General features: G+C 67.3%; 14 protein-coding genes. 9 read left to right on the top strand and 5 right to left on the bottom strand.

The window, feature by feature from the left end; all coding sequences use genetic code 11:
- The first annotated feature begins 329 nt into the window (after positions 1-329).
- Positions 330-1748, top strand: a complete 1419-nt coding sequence (locus tag C474_RS09130) for an amidohydrolase (protein ID WP_008386084.1) — start codon at positions 330-332, stop codon at positions 1746-1748.
- Here C474_RS09130 and C474_RS09125 read toward each other — a convergent pair.
- A complete protein-coding gene (locus C474_RS09125) occupies positions 1745-2503 on the bottom strand; it encodes a class I SAM-dependent methyltransferase (RefSeq protein WP_008386083.1) in 759 nt (252 codons plus the stop codon). The two genes, C474_RS09130 and C474_RS09125, sit on opposite strands and share 4 nt — an antisense overlap.
- 773 nt (positions 2504-3276) lie before the next feature.
- Entirely contained in the window at positions 3277-4917 is a 1641-nt protein-coding gene (locus C474_RS09120; RefSeq protein ID WP_008386082.1) for a BCCT family transporter, read from the bottom strand.
- Positions 4918-5262: 345 nt separating this feature from the next.
- Here C474_RS09120 and C474_RS09115 point away from each other — a divergent pair, with 345 nt between their 5' ends.
- From C474_RS09115 to C474_RS09105, 3 genes are all read left to right on the top strand, one after another.
- Positions 5263-5916 (top strand): hypothetical protein, encoded by a 654-nt coding sequence (locus C474_RS09115; RefSeq protein WP_008386081.1) that lies wholly within the window; start codon positions 5263-5265, stop codon positions 5914-5916.
- Positions 5917-6033: 117 nt separating this feature from the next.
- The gene (locus tag C474_RS09110) at positions 6034-6420 is read left to right on the top strand and encodes a Rid family detoxifying hydrolase (RefSeq protein WP_008386078.1); all 387 of its coding nucleotides are present in this window, start codon (positions 6034-6036) and stop codon (positions 6418-6420) included.
- A gap of 2 nt (positions 6421-6422) precedes the next feature.
- Positions 6423-7811 carry an NAD-dependent succinate-semialdehyde dehydrogenase gene (locus tag C474_RS09105; RefSeq protein ID WP_049916873.1) on the top strand — a complete coding sequence of 463 codons (1389 nt, stop codon included), beginning with the start codon at positions 6423-6425 and terminating at the stop codon, positions 7809-7811.
- A gap of 12 nt (positions 7812-7823) precedes the next feature.
- Here C474_RS09105 and C474_RS09100 read toward each other — a convergent pair whose 3' ends face one another.
- Complete coding sequence (locus C474_RS09100; protein ID WP_008386074.1) at positions 7824-9203, bottom strand: aspartate aminotransferase family protein; 1380 nt, start codon at positions 9201-9203, stop codon at positions 7824-7826.
- A 137-nt stretch (positions 9204-9340) separates the two neighbouring features.
- On the opposite strand from C474_RS09100, the gene C474_RS09095 reads away from it, so the two are divergent.
- Positions 9341-10519, top strand: a complete 1179-nt coding sequence (locus C474_RS09095; protein WP_008386072.1) for a M24 family metallopeptidase — start codon at positions 9341-9343, stop codon at positions 10517-10519.
- Between the two features lie 175 nt (positions 10520-10694).
- Positions 10695-11972 (top strand): glutamate dehydrogenase GdhB, encoded by a 1278-nt coding sequence (gene gdhB, locus C474_RS09090; RefSeq protein WP_008386070.1) that lies wholly within the window; start codon positions 10695-10697, stop codon positions 11970-11972.
- A gap of 45 nt (positions 11973-12017) precedes the next feature.
- On the opposite strand, the gene C474_RS09085 is transcribed toward gdhB, so the two are convergent.
- Positions 12018-12989: a D-2-hydroxyacid dehydrogenase gene (locus tag C474_RS09085; protein ID WP_008386068.1), complete on the bottom strand. Its 972-nt coding sequence runs from the start codon at positions 12987-12989 to the stop codon at positions 12018-12020.
- A gap of 105 nt (positions 12990-13094) precedes the next feature.
- On the opposite strand from C474_RS09085, the gene C474_RS09080 reads away from it, so the two are divergent.
- The 3 genes from C474_RS09080 (at position 13095) to C474_RS09070 (ending at position 17777) form a co-directional block, all read left to right on the top strand.
- Positions 13095-14408, top strand: a complete 1314-nt coding sequence (locus C474_RS09080; RefSeq protein WP_008386067.1) for an amidohydrolase — start codon at positions 13095-13097, stop codon at positions 14406-14408.
- A gap of 34 nt (positions 14409-14442) precedes the next feature.
- Entirely contained in the window at positions 14443-15684 is a 1242-nt protein-coding gene (ilvA, locus tag C474_RS09075) for a threonine ammonia-lyase (RefSeq protein ID WP_239640409.1), read from the top strand.
- Positions 15685-15809: 125 nt separating this feature from the next.
- The gene (locus C474_RS09070) at positions 15810-17777 is read left to right on the top strand and encodes a CocE/NonD family hydrolase (protein ID WP_083861998.1); all 1968 of its coding nucleotides are present in this window, start codon (positions 15810-15812) and stop codon (positions 17775-17777) included.
- A gap of 50 nt (positions 17778-17827) precedes the next feature.
- On the opposite strand, the gene C474_RS09065 is transcribed toward C474_RS09070, so the two are convergent.
- Entirely contained in the window at positions 17828-19198 is a 1371-nt protein-coding gene (locus tag C474_RS09065; RefSeq protein ID WP_008386059.1) for an aminotransferase class III-fold pyridoxal phosphate-dependent enzyme, read from the bottom strand.
- Positions 19199-19573: the final 375 nt, after the last annotated feature.

The following is a 19573-nucleotide window of genomic DNA, read 5'->3' as shown; positions in this document are numbered from 1 at the left end:
GAGGACCCACCTCGGTCGACTGAACCACCCGACGAACACTACTAAGCTACGAACCGGCTAAGAACGCTGAACCGACAGTTTAGGCGTCTCAGGCCCGCTGTGTCGACATCCCTCCGAAGCGAAACCGCTCGTATAATCGGCTAAACGAGTCGATTCACGAATATCATAATGACAACCATTTTCTACCGACGTCTGCGACCCGTATTTTGCGGACGATCTGCCCGTCGGTTCGGTCGATGCGGCGGCGTATCGACTTCGCCCGCGGACGGCGACGCCGACCGAACCGCCGCGAGACGTAGGTTGATACTCGACCACTGCGACCCGAGAGCGTGACCAAATCGGAACTTTTCGAGCGAATCGACGCCAACGAGTCGAAGCTGACGACCATCGCACGGCGGATTTGGGAGACGCCGGAACTCGGTCTGCACGAGGAGGAATCCGCCGCGACGCTGATCGAAGCGCTCGAAGACGGCGGGTTCGACGTGGAGACGGGCGTCGCCGGGATGCCGACGGCGTTCGTCGCCGAGTACGGCGACGGCGACCCGACGATCGGAATCCTCGGCGAGTACGACGCGCTGCCGGGCCTCTCGCAGTCGGTGTCGGCCGAACGCGACCCGATAGCGGCGGACGGTCCGGGACACGGTTGCGGGCACAACCTCTTCGGGACGGCCGGCGTCGGCGCGGCCCTCGCTCTCGCCGAGGCTATCGACGCCGGCGAGGTGCCGGGCACGGTCGCCTTCTTCGGCTGTCCGGCCGAGGAGACGCTGGTCGGAAAGACGTACATGGCCCGCGCGGGCGCCTTCGACGACCTCGACGCCGCGTTGACGTGGCACCCCGGCGACCTCAACACGCCGCGGATGGCCTCCTCGAACGCGCTGAACTCGCTCACGTTTACCTTCGAGGGGGTCTCCGCGCACGCCGGCGGCGCGCCCGACTCCGGGCGGAGCGCGCTGGACGCGGTGGAACTGATGAACACCGGCGTCGAGTACATGCGCGAGCACGTTTCGGACGACGCCCGGATGCACTACGCCGTCACCGACGGCGGCGACGCGCCGAACGTCGTGCCCGCGGAGGCGACGGTGTGGTACTACGTCCGCGCGCCGACTCGCGAGGAGGTCGAGCGAAACACCGACTGGCTCCGCGACATCGCCGAAGCCGCGGCGATGATGACGCAGACGGACGTCTCGGAGCGGTTCCTCACCGGCTGTTACGACTACCGCGCGAACGACGTGGTCTCGAACGCCATCTGGGAGAATATCGAGGCGGTCGGGGCGATACCGTATGACGACGCGGACCGCGAGTTCGCCGCCGAGTTGCAGGCCACGGTGGCCGAGGACCGCATCGAGGCGCGCCTCGAAGAACTCCCCGACGACCTTCGAACCGATGTCGAGGGCGAGGCGCTGTACGCCGACCCGGTCGCGCCGTACGACCACGACCGGCAGACCCACGGTTCCACGGAGGTGGGCGACGTGAGTTGGATCGCGCCCACCGGGCAGTTCAACGGGGCGACGTGGCCCGTCGGGACGCCCGCTCACTCCTGGCAGGTTGTCGCGGCGAACGGCGACTTCGGGCTGAAGGGCGTCGCCTTTGCGGCGAAGGTGCTCGCGGGAGCGACGTACGACCTGCTCGCCGACGAGGGGCGCCTCGCGGCCGCGAACGAGGAGTTCGAGGCAACTATCGGGTCGGACGCCTACGAGACGCCGCTCCCCGAGGACGCCGAACCGCCGTTCGACGTGACGATGGGCTAGCTCCTCTCCGCGGGGTCCTCGCTCGATACCCCGGCGTCGTCGGGCAGCCGAAACGCCAGCCCGTACATCTCCCCGGCCGACTCCGAGCCTATTTCCGCTTCCAGGCGGTCCGCCGCCGCCGCGAGCGGTTCGGCGTACACCGCCGGAAGCCGCTCGCAGGCCCGACGGACGACGTTCGCGTGCGCCGCGACGTGTCCCTCGGTCCACGGCACCGGGTCCAACAGCGTCCGCGTCCGGTCGAACGCCCACCCGCGGGCCTCGAACTGCGCGCGGAGGACTTCGGCGGGGTAGAACGTCAAGGCGGGTCGGCCGTCCGCGAGTTCGGTCGCCGCGTTCTCCAGGGCGAACAGCTCTCGCACCGCGGCGCCGTCGGGGAGCGGTTCGTAGTCGTCGACGACGAGGTGGGCGCCCGGCGATGCGACTCTCGACAGTTCCCCGACGACGGCGACTAGCGACGCGGTCGGAACGACGTTGAAGAGGGCGTGCGCGGTGACGACGTCGACGGAGTCGTCGGGCAGCGGTATCGCTCGGAGGTCCGCCTCCAACACCGTCGTCCGCGCCCGTTCGTCGGGAGCGAGGCGCTCGCGGACGAGTCGCGCGTGGCCGCGGTCGTTCGTCACGGCGTAGACGTGCGCGGCGCCGGCGTCGAGCAGACCGGCGGTCGCCTTCCCGACGCCCGCGCCGGCCTCCAAACAGGTCGAACCCGCCACCGGGCGGTCCGCGAGTGCGACCCGGACCGTTCGCGGTACGTCCATGCGGTCCGAGAAGTCCGACGTTCACAAGAAGCTACCGCGGGGTGACTAGTCTTCTGATAGGCATATCTGCACCCAAAAAACGTCGACACTCACTTGTTAAATCTGTTATAGCGATTTTTACCGTGTCCCACGGTATATTAAGAGATAACGGACACAAAATGGTTGAAAGTAGATTTATAAATGAAGAGTTTAGATATACTATCTATGGAATAACGGTATTACGGCGTGTTTGGTTATCTGAGTGGTGGGGGGCGCTTGAATCTGTTTTAGAGTTCGTTCCTGAGAGCGGAACAGGCTGCCTGCCGTGAGTTACACGCTACCTTTCGACGCGCGAGTCGTGTACACTTGCCTCCTGACCGGAACTCACCGTAATTGGACGTTGTAGTTACGATCTCTCGAATAGCTTTCCTCTATGGATCTTTTGGAGAACGATGGTCGCTATCCGATGAGACGTCCAATTCCTCGCTTACTCTCCGCGATCACCTTCTCGTAGTTCTCACAGCGGTTCGTCCGGCAACGCAAATCAATTACAGTATTAGGCCCGTAACGGAAATAGGTGTTTCGGGAGGTCGGATGCGTCTCGGGGCGAAAGAAGGTGAGCACGCCGTTCCGCTCTCAGGAACGAACGGGAACGCGGTGTCCGAAGCGGAAGCTAGGGGGACGACGTTCGGACGGATGGATGACGATAGGAAAGATTTCTCCGCGAGTGAGTGAGCGAGTCTATTCGTCGCTGCCGAATCGTGGGGTCGAAGGACCGACCTCGAGCGCCGCTTTCAGTCGTCAGCGTCGGCGCCCGCCGGCCGACCCTCGGGTTCGGAGGACTCCGACCCGCCGGTGTCGCCGAACAGCACCGTCTCCTCCCGCAGGAGGACGTTCTCGGACTGCCGGCTGAACGATTTCGCGAGGCCGGCGACGGCGATGAGACAGACGATAGCGAACGGGCCGCCGGTGATGATGGCGGCCGACTGAAGCGCTTCGACGCCGCCGATGACCATGAGGATGGACGCGACGACGCCCTGGAGGGCGCCCCAAAAGATGCGGCTGATGGAGGAGGGTTCGGCTTTCCCGCCGGTGGTCATCATCGAGACGGCGAGCGTCGAGGAGTCCGCAGAGGTGACGAAGAACGTCGTCACGAGGACGAGGAACGCGAACAGGAGGATGGTCCCCACCGGGAGGGGGATCCACGCCACGTCGAGCGCCTGGAACAGCAGGTAGCCGGAGACGGCCTCGCCGTACTGTCCGACGGGTCCGAGGATGTCGACGACGCCGCCGTGTTGGAAGAGAACGGCGGTGCCGCCGACGATGGCGAACCACGGAATCGTCGCCAGCGACGTGGCGACGACGCCGGTGAACGCCACCTCGCGGACGGACCTGCCGCGCGAGATGCGGGCGATGAAGAGGCCGGCGAACGGCGACCACGCCAGCGGCCACGCCCAGTAGAACACCGTCCACGCGTTCGACCACGACCCGCCGTTCGTGAAGTCGGTGAACATGCTCATCTGGAACCAGTCGCCGACGAGGCCGCCCGTCGCCTGCGTGCTCAGTTCGAGGACGCGGACCGTCGGTCCGAGTATCAGCGTCGCCGTCATGAGCACCGCGAACAGCCCCATGTTGAAGTTCGATAGGCGGCGGATACCCTTATCGACCCCGAGAACCAGGGAGATGGTGAACAGGAGGGTCATCCCGGTGATGATGCCGACCGTCCCGACGTCGCCGATTTGGTACCCCCAGTTGAACTCGATACCGGTCAGGAACTGGCTCCCGATGAGTCCGAGCGACGTGGCGACCCCGCCGAGCGTCGCGAACACCGCGAGGATGTCGACGAGTTTCCCAAGGAGGTTGTCCACGTTGTCGGCGCCGACGAACGGCGTCAGCACGGCCGAGACGCGAAGCGGCGCCCCGTGTTCGTGCGCGAAGTAGCCGATGCCGAGACCCATGACGGTGAAGCAGGACCACTGGGTGATGCTCCAGTGGAACAGGCTGTACTGGACGGCGATGGGGATGGCGGCCTGAGATTCGGCGGCAACGTCGTACAGCGGCGGGACGGTCGAGTAGTGTAGCAGCGCCTCGGTCGGCCCCCAGAAGACGATGCCCGCGGCCAGTCCCGCCGAGTAGATCATCGTGAAGTACGAGATGTAGCTGAACTCGGGGGAGCCCTCTCCGAGCGTGATCTTCCCCCACGGACCCACGATGAGGAAGGCCAGAAAGCCCACCAGAACGAGCATGACGATGAGGAACGCCCAGTTGAACCGCGCGAGCACGAACTGGTTGGCCCCGGAGACGACTTCGCCCGCCGCCTGGGGGCGGAGCGCGAAGAGCACCACGAACAGGAGGGTGATTCCCGCGCCGAACCCGAAGATGGTCGGCTCTATCTCGTCGAGGAACTCGGAGACGGCGCCGCTGCGCTCGCTCATGTGTCCTCTCCGTCGGTCCCGCGCTGGACCCGGTGGTTGACGTCGCTGTACGCCCGCGAACGGTCGCCGAGCTCGCCACTCTGATTCGAATGCATCTCTGTATGCGTGTGCGTATCAACGACAATATTCAAACTCACAATTAAACGTTGTGGATACGAACGCCGTGCGGACGCCGATATCGGACGGACGCCTCGACCCGCTACACGGTTTCTGTAATCGGGTACGGAGCCGAATTCGGCCGATTCTGCTCGTCCGGTGATTCACCGTTTGCGGGGCGCTCGAATCCTGTGTGAGGGTTTCTCGTGGTTCACAAATCTTAACCACGGACGTACACGAGAAGTGTGTATGACAGACACCCCCGACGCGGACGCCGCGGACGAGACGCTCGCGCACTCGGCGGACAGAGCGCGCGGCATCCTCACGCCCAGCGACCGGGAGTTCCTCCTCGGACGAAAGACCGACTACACGGAGCACTCGAAAAAGCAGAAGCGCAATCGCATCCGCCGCCGCCTGCGGAACGCCATCCTCGATTTCTCTATCCTCTTCGAACACTTGGAGGACCGCGACCGGGAGACGGTGTTCAACCCCGAGGACGACGCCCGCGACGCCTACACGCGAGGAATCGTCGATATGCTCGGATTCCTCCACCTCGGCACCCTCGGCTACCACGTCCCCTTCAAGGACATGCTCGGACAGGGCGTCAACCGGGCCGAGCAGAAACTCGCCGGGTCGGACTACCGCATGGTGACCGTCGACTTCAACGTGGACCCCGTCGGTCGGATAGACGTCGACGACGTCGTCGACAAACTGGAGTCCGAGCGGTTCGACGAGATAACCGACGAGGAACTCCGCGCGTTCGTCCGCCTCATGACCGAGTCCGAGGAGTTCTCCTCCGCGGAGATGCGTTCGGGGATGAAAGCGGAGATGCCGGCGTTCCTCGACGCCGTCTCCGAGGCGACGGAGCGGCGGAACGGGCGGGCGGACGACCTGAGCGACTGACGCCGTCGGCCCCGCGGCGCCCGCCCCGCCCGGACCGATGCAACCGGAGACGGATTCTGTGTACGCCGTACCGAATAACGTTTATGACCCTCCAGCGAGTGGGTGGGACCGAGACTCATGCCAGAGCAGACCGCGATATCGACCGCCGGCGCACCGCAGAACGACAACCCCTACTCGCAGGGCGTCCTCGCGGACGACCTCCTGTTCGTCTCCGGGTTCGGTCCCGTCGACCCCGAAACCGGCGCGGAGGTGGAGGGCGGCATTCGGGAGCACACGCACCGCGCGATGGAGAACCTCGCGGCCGTCGTCAGGGAGGCCGGCGGGTCGCTGGACGACGTGGTGAAGACCACCGTCTACGTCGCCGACATGGACGACTACGACGCCGTCAACGAGGCGTACGCCGACCACGTCGGCGAAACGCCGCCCGCCCGCGTCTGCATCGAGGCCGCCCGCCTCCCCGAGGACGTGCGCGTCGAGATAGACGCCGTCGCGAAGGTGGCGTGACCATGCGGCTCACGACTACCGACCCGACGACCGAGAAGGACGTCGAGACGTACGAGTACCACGACGACGCCGACCTCGACCGCCTGCTCGACCGTTCGGCCGACCGGTTCGAGTCGTGGCGGGACCGACCCGTCACCGAGCGACAGGCGCTCGTCGGGTCGATAGCGGACGTGCTCCGCGAGAACGAGGACGAGTACGCCGAACTGATGACCGAGGAGATGGGCAAGCCCGTCTCGCAGGCCCGCGGCGAGATACAGAAGTGCGCGTGGGTCTGCGAGTTCTACGCCGAACGCGCCGCGGAGTTCCTGCAGGACGAACGCGTCGGCGTCCACCCGCGGGCGCGGACGAAGGTGTCCTACGAACCGCTCGGACCGCTCGTCGCGGTGATGCCGTGGAACTACCCGTTCTGGCAGGTGCTGCGGGTGGCCGCACCGACGCTGGCGGCCGGCAACACGATGCTGCTCAGCCACGCGCCCAACGTCACCGGCTGTGCGAAGGCCGTCGAGCGAATCCTCGACGAGGCCGGGTTCCCCGAGGGCGTTTTCACGACGCTCGTCGTCGACACCGACGCGATACACGACGCCGTCGCCGACGACAGGGTCGCGGCCGCGACGCTGACCGGCAGCGTCCGTGCGGGCCGCGCCGTCGCCGAGACGGCGGGGAACAACCTCAAGCCCTCGGTGCTCGAACTCGGCGGGAGCGACCCGTTCGTCGTCCTCGCCGACGCGCCCCTCGACCGGGCGTGCGAAGTCGCCGCGAAGGCCCGCGTGAACAACAACGGGCAGGCCTGCATCGCCGCCAAGCGATTCATCGTTCACGAGGACGTCTACGAGTCGTTCCGCGACGGCCTCGTCCGCGAGATGGAGTCGCTGACGGTCGGCGACCCCGCGGACGAGGACACCGACGTGGGCCCCATCGCCCGCGCGGACCTCCTCGACACCCTGGAGACGCAGGTGCGGGAGACGGTCGACGCCGGCGCGACGGTGCTGACGGGCGGGGAGGCGCTGGACCGTGAAGGCTACTTCTTCGAACCGACGGTGCTCGAAGACGTGCCCGACGACGCCCCGGCCGCCTGCGACGAACTGTTCGGCCCCGTCGCCTCTCTGTTCCGCGTCGGGAGCGAAGAAGAGGCGATGGAACTGGCGAACGACACCGACTACGGACTCGGGGCGAGCGTCTGGACCGAGGACTTAGAACGCGGGGAGCGACTCGCGGGCGAGTTCGAGGCGGGCGCGGCGTTCGTCAACGAACTCGTGCAGTCGCACCCGAAACTCCCGTTCGGCGGCGTGAAAAACTCCGGATACGGCCGCGAACTCGCCGCCGACGGCATCCGCGAGTTCACGAACAAAAAGACGGTGTGGGTGTCGCCGGCCGACGGCCTCGACGGGTAGGCCCGTTCGGGTCTACCGCGTCGCCGTCGCCGTCGTCGTCTGTTCGACGGCGTCGACGATGACGTCCATCGCCGTCTCGGCGAGGTCGTGCGTGAGGACGAGGGGCGGGAGCAGTCTGAGGACGTTGCCGTGGCGGCCCGCCTTCCAGACGAGAACGCCGTGCTCGAAGCAGTAATCCTGAATCGCGTCGGCGACGTCGCCGTCGGGGTTCCCGTCGGCGTCGACGAACTCCGCGCCGACGAACAGCCCTCTTCCGCGCACCTCAGCCAGTTGCGGGTTCGACTCGCCCGCCTCTCTGAGTCGGTCTCGGAGGTACTCACCGAGTTCGCGCGCGTGCGCTAACAGGTCGTGCTCCTGTATGTACTCGATGGCCCGCGTGCCGGCCCGCATGCCGACGACGTGGCCGCGGTAGGTACCCGCGTGGTCGCCCGATCCCCACGTGTCGAGGTCCTCGTGGTACATCGTCGCCGAGAGGGGGAAGCCGACCCCGCCGAGAGCCTTCGCCGTGGTCATAATGTCCGGCGTGACGCCGTCCCACTCGCTGGCCCACCACTCGCCCGTCCGGCCGAGGCCGCACTGTATCTCGTCGAACACGAGGGGCACGTCGTTGTCGGTGGCGATGTCGCGTACACCCTTCAGGAAGCCCTCCGGCGGGGTGACGACGCCGCCCTCGCCCTGAATCGGTTCGACGATGATGCCCGCGGGATTCGCGAGGCCGCCGTAGGGGTCTTCGAGTATCTGTTGGACCTCCTCGAGAGCGTGGTCGACGGACTCCTGGGGAGACTTCCCGTCGCGGAACGGGTGCGGGTAGGGCGCGTGGACCACGTCCGGGAGCAACGGCGTGTACGCCTCCTTGAACTTCTTGTTGGAGGTGACGCTCATCGCACCGCTGGTCGCGCCGTGGTAGGCGCCCCGGAAGGCGACGAGACCGGTTCCGTCGGTGTTGTACTTCGAGAGTTTGATGGCCGCCTCGACGGCGTCGCTTCCCGTGGGGCCGCCGAACACGGTTCGCATGTTCCCGCGCAGGCCCTCGGGCGCTATCTCGTCGAGTTTCTCGATGAGTTCGAGGCGCGCCTCGGTGGGGAAGTCGACGGTGTGGACGAACTTGTCGGCCTGTTCGTGCACCGCCTCGAGGACGTAGGGGTTGGAGTGACCGACGTTGAGGACGCCGATGCCGGCGAACATGTCGATGAAGGTGTTGCCGTCGACGTCGCGGACGGTGGCGCCCTTCCCGGAGTCGAACGCGATGGGGATGTCCTCGGGGTAGGCGACGGCGCTACTGTCGATGTTCTCCTGTCTTCGGATGAGTTCTCGGGACTTCGGTCCGGGAACCGAGTCGACCGACGGTGCCTCGTCGTAGTGGAGTTCCGTTATCGGTGGTCCGCGTGCCATACGCGTGTTGAGGTGTAACTATCGTAAATAAGTTGTCCACAGTTTCCATAGGGTCCGTACACAGAAACTGACCATCACTCCCGGCACGAAAAAGGTTATATCGTCGTTGGACGAAGCACACGTAGAGTCTCGGTAGCATGCGACAGTCAACCTTCGAACCCGGCGAGTACGAGAGACGTATCGAGGAGACAAAGGCGCGGATGCGCGAGGAGGGGTTGGACGCCCTCGTCGTCGCGGACCCGGCGAACATGAACTACCTGTCGGGGTATGACGGCTGGTCGTTCTACGTCAATCAGGCCGTCATCGTCACGCCGGACCGCGAGGAACCCGTCTGGGTGGGCCGCGGGATGGACGCCAACGGCGCGCGCGCGACGACGTGGCTCTCCGAGGAGAGCATCGAGTCGTACAGCGACGACCACGTCCACTCGCCGTACGACCTCCACCCGATGGACTACATCGCGGACGTCCTCGAAGCCCTCGGCGTCTCCGACGGAACGGTCGGACTGGAGATGGACGCCTACTACTTCACCGCGAAGTCGTACACGCGCCTGCAGGAGAACCTCGGCGAGGCGACGTTCGAGGACGCGACGCTTCTGGTCAACTGGGTCCGCATCAGAAAGTCCGAACGGGAACTCGACTACATGCGCGAGGCCGCCCGCATCTCCGAGAACGCGATGCGCGCGGGCATCGATGCGATAGGGGAGGGCGTCCCCGAGTCGGAGGCGGCGCGGGCCATCTACGACGCGCTCATCCGCGGCACCGACGACTACGGCGGGGACTATCCCTCCATCGTCCCGCTGATGCCCTCCGGCGACCACACGGGGACGCCGCACCTGACGTGGACCGACCGGGAGTTCGAGGCGGGCGACCCGGTCATCATCGAACTGTCGGGCTGTCGGCACCGCTATCACTCGCCGCTCGCGCGCACCGCCTACGTCGGCGACCCGCCGGAAGAGATGACGGAGCGGATGGAAATCGTCGTCGAGGGCCTCGAAGCCGCCCTCGACGCCGCCGAACCGGGCGTCACCTGCGAACGCGTCGAGAAGGCCTGGCGCGACACCATCGCCAAGTACGACATCGAAAAGGAGGAGCGCATCGGCTACTCGATGGGCCTCGGCTACCCGCCGGACTGGGGGGAGCACACCGCCAGTCTCCGCCCCGGCGACGAGACGGTGCTCGAGGAGGACATGACGTTCCACATGATTCCGGGCCTGTGGTTCGACGACTTCGGCGCGGAACTCTCGGAGACGTTCCACGTCACGTCGAACGGCGCCGAGGTACTCGCCGACTTCCCGCGAAAGCTGTTCTCGGCGTGAACTCCGCGGCGACCTGACGGGGCTCGGACCCCGTGCGCTCGCGGCTTTCGTTTGACGCAATACTTCTTCGCACCTGAATTGTATCTCAGACTGCTCCGAAAAGACGAACCAAGTCCGATCAGACTTGGCTGTATCATCGATTAATTTAACACGATGGTTCGTCATCGTCTCGAATATGCCATCAAATGGAGACGAGGCGGACGGGTCGGACGCGGACTCGGCGCTGGTCACGGCCCGCCGTCAACTCGAACGGGCGGCGGCGCACGTGGACGTGGACGAGAACGTCGTCGAACGCCTCCGGCACCCGACGCGCGTCGAACGCGTCTCGGTGCCCCTGAAGCACGACGACGGGTCGCTCGAAGTGTACACGGGATACCGCGCACAGCACGACGACGTCCGCGGCCCCTACAAGGGCGGCCTCCGGTACCACCCCGAGGTGAGTGCCGAGGAGTGCATGGGGCTCTCGATGTGGATGACGTGGAAGTGCGCGGTGATGGACCTCCCGTTCGGCGGGGGGAAGGGGGGCGTCGCCGTCAACCCGAAGGAGCTCTCCCACAAGGAGCGAGAGCGGCTGACACGACGGTTCGCGGAGGAACTCCGCGACGTGGTCGGTCCGAAGCAGGACGTTCCCGCGCCGGACATGGGGACGGACGCGCAGACGATGGCGTGGTTTATGGACGCCTACTCGATGCAGCAGGGAGAGACGACGCCGGGCGTCGTCACCGGGAAACCGCCGGTCATCGGCGGCAGCTACGGCCGCGAGGAGGCGCCCGGCCGCTCCGTCGCCATCGTCACCCGCGAGGCGGTCGACTACTACGACCGGGACCTCTCGGAGACGACCGTCGCCGTGCAGGGGTTCGGGAGCGTCGGCGCCAACGCCGCCCGCGCCCTCGACGACTGGGGGGCGAACGTCGTCGCCGTCTCCGACGTGAACGGCGCCATCCACGACCCCGACGGCCTCGACACCGAGGCCGTCGCGACGCACGAGGAGGAACCGGGCGCCGTGATGGGCTACGACGCCCCGGAGACGCTGTCGAACGAGGAGATACTCGAACTCGACGTGGACGTGCTGATTCCGGCGGCGGTCGGTAACGTCGTCACCGCCGGGAACGCTCACCAGATACAGGCCGACCTGGTCGTCGAGGGGGCGAACGGGCCGACGACGTTCGCCGCCGACGAGATTCTCGCCGACCGGGACGTGGCCGTGATTCCGGACATTCTCGCGAACGCCGGCGGCGTCACCGTCTCCTACTTCGAGTGGCTACAGGACATCAACCGACGGCAGTGGACGCTCGACCGCGTCCACGAGGAACTGGAGTCGCAGATGCTCTCAGCGTGGGGCGACGTGCGGACGCAGTACGAGGAGAAGGACGTGACGTGGCGCAACGCCGCGTACGTGGTCGCGTTGCGGCGCGTCGCGGAGGCGAAGTCGACGCGGGGCCTGTGGCCCTGAGTCGGGGTACCGCTCCGCTCTTTTCGTCGGCGCCGATTTACTGATTTACTCCCCGCCCGGCGCGAGGACCCCGTTCACCAGTTCCTCGCCCGAGTCGAGGCGTTCGAGGTTCTCCGCGACGATGTCAGCGAGGCGGTCCCAGTGCTTCGGCGTGTGACCGCCGGTGTGCGGCGTGAGCAGGCAGTTCTCCAGGTCCCAGAGTTCGTGGTCGTTCGGCAGCGGTTCGGGCTCGGTCACGTCGAGGGCCGCGCCGCGTATCTTGTTCGACTGGAGCGCCGAGACGAGGGCGTCGGTGTCGACGATGCCGCCGCGGGCGGCGTTGACGAGGACGGCTTCGGGCGGCATCGTGGCGAACTCCGCCTCCCCGAACAGGTCGCGCGTGAGGTCGTTCAGCGGGCAGGCGACGACGACGTACTCCGACCGGGAGAGGGCGTCGTGAATCGCGTCCTCCTCGAAGCCGACCACCTCGTCGGTGGGACCGCCCTTCTCGGGGGTGTAGCGGACGCCGATGGTCTCCACCTCGAACCCCTGCAACCGCTGGACGACGGCCTGTCCGATGGAGCCGAGACCGACGACGGTGACGGTGCTGTCGGTGAACTCGCCCGACTGGAAGTGTCGCCACTCGCCGTTCTGTTTCCGCCGCCACCCCTCGTGCAGGCGGCGGGCGAACGTCAGCATGTTCCCGATGGTCTGTTCGGCGATGCCGGGGGCGTGGATGCCGCCGGCGTTCGTCACGCCGACGCCGCGGGCGGCGAGTTCGTCGGTTGGAACGTGGTCCGTCCCGGCGAACGTGCAGGCGAACAGTTCGAGATTCGACGCCGACTCGACCAGTTCGGGGTCGAGGTCGATACCGGTCGCCACGCGCGCCTCGGCGACCAGTTCGCGCTCCTGTCTCGGCGTGCGCGCCAGCGTGACGGTTCGGTCGGGCAGGCGTTCGCGGAGCGCTTCCGCGTACGACTCCATCGACAGTCCCTCGGTTCCCTCGCGGAGGACGACGACGTCCGGTGTCTCCGTCATGGTGAGTCGTTCTCGTGTCGTCGCTTCCGAACTTAGTCCTTTTGCGTATCCGGCGTCCACGAAATCCGTTCACAGTTAAGTGGGTGGCGCGTGTCAGGTCGTAGTATGGTAGCGACGACCGAGCTAGACCTCCCCCGGTTGCGTCGAGCGTTCCATCGCCACCCGGAACCCGCCTGGCGGGAGTTTCACACGACGGCCCGACTCGTCGAGGAAGTGCGGTCCATCGGCGTCGACGAACTCGCGGTCGGTCCCGAGGCGTACGACCCCGACGACAGGATGGCCGCCCCCGACGCCGACTCCGATGAGGTGCGGCGGTGGATGGACCGCGCGATTGAGCGAGGGGCCGACGAGGAACTGGTCGAACAGATGGCCGGCGGCAACACCGGCCTCGTCGCCGTCCTCGACCGGCAGGACGGCGCGGACGGTGAGGACGGCCCGCACGTCGGCCTCCGCGTCGACATCGACGGTCTGTTCATCGAGGAGTCGGCCGACGAGGAGCACCTCCCGGTCCGCGAGGGGTTCCGCTCGGAGACCGAAGAGACGATGCACGCCTGCGGTCACGACGCGCACATGACGTGGGGGTTAGCCGTCCTCGACGCCGTGAAGCGAAGCGACTTCGCGGGGCGGTTCACCGTCTTCTTCCAACCCGCCGAGGAGGTGTCCGGCGGCGGCCACCCGATGGCCGAAAGCGAGTACGCCGCCGGTCTGGATTCCCTCTTCGCCGTCCACGTCGGTCTGGACCACCCGACGGGCGAAGTCGTCGCGGGCGTCGAGGAGATTCTGGCGATGTGCCACGTCGACGCGACGTTCCGGGGCACGTCCGCGCACGCCGGGAAGGCGCCGAACGAGGGCGACAACGCGATGCAGGCGCTCGGGACGGCCATCCAGAACGCCTACGGCATCCCGCGGCACGCCGACGGGATGACCCGCGTCAATATCGGCGTCGCGGAGGCGGGCACCGCGAGCAACATCATCGCCGAGAAGGCGACCATCCACGGCGAGGCGCGCGGGGAGACGACCGAACTGATGGAGTACATGAAATCGAAGCTCTCGCGGACGCTCGACTCGGCCGCCGAGATGCACGGCTGTGAGGCCGACGTCGAGATAGTCAGCGAGTCCCCGCGCGTCGACAGCGACCCCGAACTGGCGGGCGTCGTCGCCGACGCCGCCGCGGGCGTCGACGGCGTCGAGACGGTGACCGAGCGCGCGGCGTTCGGCGCCAGCGAGGACGCCACGTTCCTCATGGACCGCGCCCACCGGGAGGGCGGGCGCGCGACGTTCCTCATCGTCGGGACGGACCACCCGACGAGCCACCACACCGCCACGTTCGACGTGGACGAGCGGAGCCTCCCCATCGGCGTCGAGGTGCTGACGAAGGCGGTGCTCGCGGCGGGCGAGGGTGAGCCCGGTGCCGAGTGACGGGGAGCCCGACCGCGGAGACGGAGAGAACTCAGTGCCCGAGAGCGCCGACGCCGTCGTCACCGCCGCGGACGTGGCGGCTGCCCGCGAGCGCATCGACGACGTGGTCCACGAGACGCCGCTGGACGTGTCGACGACGTTCGCCGACCTGTCCGGCGCGGCCTCTGTCGGCCTCAAACTGGAGAATATGCAGCGCACGGGATCGTTCAAGATCCGCGGCGCGTACAACGCGATGGCGACGCTCCCCGAGGAGGCGAAGGCGCGCGGCGTCGTCGCCGCCAGCGCCGGCAACCACGCACAGGGCGTCGCCCTCGCGGGGAAACTCCTCGATATCGACACCACCATCGTCGTCCCCGAGGTGACGCCTGCGGCGAAGATAACGGCCACCCGGGGGTACGGCGCGGAGGTGCTCGTCGAGGGGGACATCTACGAGGACTCCTACGAGTACGCGCTCGAACTCGCCGACGAGGAGGGCTACGAGTTCGTCCACCCGTTCGACGACGCGGGCGTCATCGCCGGGCAGGGAACCGTCGGAGCGGAGATACGCGACCAGTATCCCGAGGTGGACACCGTCCTCGTCTCCATCGGCGGCGGCGGCCTCATCTCGGGCGTCTCCACGGCGCTGAAGGCGCACGACCCCGACGTTCGCGTCGTCGGCGTCCAACCGGAGGGGGCGGCGCACGCCAAGCCGTCCTTGGAACGCGACGAGATACACCGGCTGTCGGATATCGACACCGCCGCCGAGGGCATCGCCGACGCGCGTCTGCTCGAGAAGACGTTCGCCGTCCTCCGCGAACGCGTCGACGACGTCGTGTCGGTCTCGGACGGCGAGATGGCCGTCGCCGTCACCCTGCTGGCCGAACGGGCGAAGACCGTCGCCGAGACGGCGGGCGCGGCGCCCGTCGCCGCCCTCCTCTCGGGCGCCGTCGACGCGACGGACGAACACGTCGCCTGCATCGTCTCCGGCGGCAACGTCGACCTGACGGAGCACGCCGAACTGACGCGGACCGGACTGCTCGAACTCGACCGCTACGCCGAGGCGCGACTGCACGTCGAGGACTGGCCGGCGGCCCTCGGCCGGGTGGCCGACGCCGTCTCCGACCGCGGGGCGGGCCTCGACGCCGTCGAACGGGCCGACCGGACGGTGGGCGACCCGCCGAACCGGACGCCCGTCGCAGTCGGCGTCGAGGGCACCGGCCCGGACCACCTCCGCGAGGTGCTCGCGTCGCTGGACGACGCGGAGGGAATCTCCGTCGCGTCGCACACGCTCGGGTGACGGTCGGGGGTTTCGGAACCGACTCCGCGAATCGCGGTTCGTGGCTGTACCTTTATCCCGCGACGGCCTCTTCTCACGACGTATGATAGCAGTAGACACGACTCGCGCCGGCGGTGAGTTCGCCGATGTCTGACGTTGGGATGGACGGCATTCGAAGACACGAGAACGTGCGGATTCCCGTCGGGGACGACACCGTCGCCGCGACGCGGTACGAACCGCTGACCGACGGACCCTCGCCGGCGCTCCTGACGTACGTTCCTTACCCGCACCAAGACAGCATCACGTACGGCGCCTACGACCCGCTGAACCGCTATCTCGCCGCGAGCGGGTACGAAGTGGTCGTCGCCGACATGGTCGGGACGGGCGGGTCGACCGGGTTCGTCGACGAACCGTTCACGCGCCGCGAGGGGGCCGAACCCGCCGAACTCGTCGAGTGGCTGGCCGACCGGCCGTGGACCACGGGGAAGGTAGGGATGTTCGGGAAGTCCTACGGCGGCATCACCGCCCTCGACGCCGCCGCGAAGCGACCCGACGGCCTCGACGCCATCGTCCCCATCCACACGCCGTTCGAGGGGATGCGCAACGCCTACACCTACGGCGGCCTGTTCGAGTTCCTCACCATCGGGATGGACTGGCTCACCCTGATGCAGGCGCTGGACGCCAAGCCGCCATCGAACCCGGAGGCCGACCCGGCGGCGATGACGGCGTGGCGGGACCGCCTCGACCGACTGCCCGACCGCGACCCGTGGCTGTTCCAGTTCCTGGACAACGACCCGCACGAGGCGTACTGGGACGATAAGGTCATCCCCGTCGAGCGAATCGACGTGCCCGTCCTCGCCGTCGACGGCTGGCGCGACCCGTACATCGAGGACACGGTGCGGTACGTCGACCGCATCGACGCGCCCACGCGGGTGCTCTTCGGCCCGTGGCGACACCGGATGCCGCACCGGGGGCGCGAGTCGGCCGTCGATTTCCGACGGCAGGTGCGTTCGTGGTTCGACCGCTTCCTGAAGGACGAGGAGACGGGCGCGCTGGACGCCCCCGCGTTCCGCGTCTGGACGGAACTCGACGGCGGCGGGACGACGGCGGGCGAGTGGCGCGGCCTCGACCGGTGGCCGACGCTCGCGACGGCTGGCGACGACGCCCTCGCGTTCGCGCTCACGCCCGATGGCCTCGCCCCGCCCGCCGAGTACGACGCGGGTGCGGTCGAGGAATCCTACGAGTTCGACCCGACGGTCGGTCCCGCGTCCATCGACCCGTACGGCGCGACGGTCGCCCCCCCGGTCACGAACGACGACGACGCGCGCAGTCTGACGTTCGACTCGCCGCCGCTGGAGACGGCCGTCGAACTCACCGGGACGGGCGCCGTCTCGCTCCCCCTCGAATCGACCGTCGCCGACCCGACGGTGGCGGTCCGCATCGTCGACGTGGCGCCCGACGGACGCGGGAGGCTCGTCACTCACGGCGCCGTCAGGGGAGTGTACCGCGGCGGGACGGACGAGCGAACTCCGATGACGCCCGGCGAGGCGACCGAGCTCTCGATTCCCCTCGCGCCGAAGTCGCACGTCTTCGAGGCGGGCCACCGAATCCGGGTCGGCGTCGGGTCGTCGCTGTTCCCGGCGGTGCTGCCGACGCCGGAGCGGGGGTCGTTCACGCTCCGGTCGCGGCCCGACGACCCGGCCGTCCTCGAGTTCCCGGGGCGACGGCTGGACCGCGTCGCGTTCGACGACGCCGTCCCGATGGCCCCCCCGGACGACCGCCTGTCGCCGTCCCCGGAACGCGCCTCGGGGTCGGCCTCGTGGGTGACGGCGCGGGAGCACGCCGCCGGGGAGGCCCGCGTCGAGAAGTCGGACGAACTGCGCGTCAACCTTCCGCACGGGACGCTGACGCGCGAGGGGAACTTCGAGGCGTCCGTGCGGCGGGACGACCCGGGGTCGGCGTCCGCACGGAACGAACTGACGCTGACAGTGGAGAACGCCCTCGGCGTCTTCGAGGTGCGCGCGACCAGTCGCATCTCCCGGTCGTTCTGTCGCGTGCGGACCGCGGTGACCCACGACGGGGACCCGGTCTTCGAGCAGACGTGGACGAGATAGCCGTCGCTCGGGGTCGAACGGGCGGGAGAGAAAGCGAACCGAACGGCCCGCTACGACGACGCGGCGGAGGCGACTTCGTCCGCCGCGGCGTCGACAGCGTCGGCGAAGATACCGATTCCCAGTTCGATCTCGCGCTCGGTCGAATCGAGCGGCGGGAGGAGCCGAATCGTCTTCTTACCGCAACCGAGCGTGAGGAGGCCGCGCTTCAGCGACTCCTCGACGACGGTGTCGCGGCGGTCCGCGGTGTCGAACTCGACGGCCAACATCAGCCCTTTCCCGCGGACGTCGGCGACGTGGTTCGGCGCGTCGTCGCGGAGCAGTTCCTTCGCCTGCCGGCCGCGTTCGGTGGCGTTGGCCAGCAGGTCGTGCTCCTCGATGGCCTCGAGCGTGAACACGCCCTGCATCGACGAGAGGATGTCGCCGCCGCCGAACGTCGACCCGAGACGGTTCGACTCGGACGGGAAGAGCTCGGAGTTCGAGATAGTCGCGCCGACGCGGAGGCCCTTCGCGCTGGCGATGACGTCGGGTTCGATTGGGTAGTGGTCCGACGCCCACATCTCGCCGGTCCGCCCGACGCCCGACTGTATCTCGTCGACGACCAGGGGGATGTCGTACTCGTCGGTCACGTCGCCCACCTCTCGCATGAACGACTCGCTCGGGAAGCGGTAGCCACCGACGCCCTGAATCGGCTCTAACACGACGAACGCCACCTCCGCGGGGTTGACGTGACCGCCCTCCGGGGCCAGCGCCCGTCGCAACTGCGACCCGTCGCGGGTCGAGAACCCGCAGTCGCACTCCCCCTCGGTGCAGTGCCGGTCGCTACAGAACGGGACGGTCCGAACGCCCGAGATCTCGGGGTAATGTCGGGTGTACACTTCGTTGGACCGCGTAACGGACAGCGTCGCCATCGTCCGGCCGTGGAAGCTCCCCTCGAAGGCGAAGCCGTACTTCGCCGACGGCGCGTCGTCGTACGTTATCTTCAGCGCGTTCTCCACCGCTTCGGCGCCGGAGTTCGAGAGGAACACCGTGTCCATCCCGTACCCCTCCGACACCTCACAGAGTTTCTCCATCAGGTGGCCCGACCCCGGGAACGGCGACTCCTCGGGGTCCGGTCCGGCGCCGAAGTACATGTCCTGCCCCGCTATCTTCATCGGCTCCACGAGGTCGAACTCGCGGAGTTTCCCGAGCACCTTCTCGTTGTTGTAGCCGAGCGGTGCCGCGCCGATGTGACAGGTAAAATCGAGCAGCACGTTGCCGTCAACGTCCGTGACGAACGGCCCGTCCGCCTCGGCGGTCACGTCCCAGACGAAATCGTGCGAGTGCTCGCTCGGCGCGGCGTGTTCCGAGTGGAACTCGATCCACTCCGCGGCGTTCGGTCCGGGTAGACCCTCCGCTGTGGGTTCCGCGGTGTGCCTATCCATACACGGAGAGTGTGTACGCCGTCAATTAAAACTAATTATTTTCAAGGATAGAAAAGAGAAATTAGGGCTCCTGGACGACCGAAGGGTCGGTTTCCGTCGCCGCCGGTCGTCCGAGCCGTTCGCATCGTCCAGGCGAAGTCTCCGTCGACGCATTCGACCGAGCCTCGACCGGACTTCGAGATTGATAGAAGAATCTGACTCCGAATACCGGAGTGTCATACACATATTTGAAACAGTAGATCTACTCCGTGTCTTTTCGTAGCTATACATTCAGTTGCAACATGATAACCCGATAATAGTGCTCTTCTCTCTCGAAAAACATCTCTCGACGTAATCGTTCGTTCACAGGCGCCGACGAGAGTCGCCCGCGACTGC

Origin of the sequence: Halogeometricum pallidum JCM 14848, assembly GCF_000337095.1 — an archaeon.
Taxonomy (GTDB): domain Archaea; phylum Halobacteriota; class Halobacteria; order Halobacteriales; family Haloferacaceae; genus Halogeometricum; species Halogeometricum pallidum.
The sequence above is the reverse complement of the archived record's forward strand: the minus strand, read 5'-3'. Positions and strand labels throughout refer to the sequence as shown.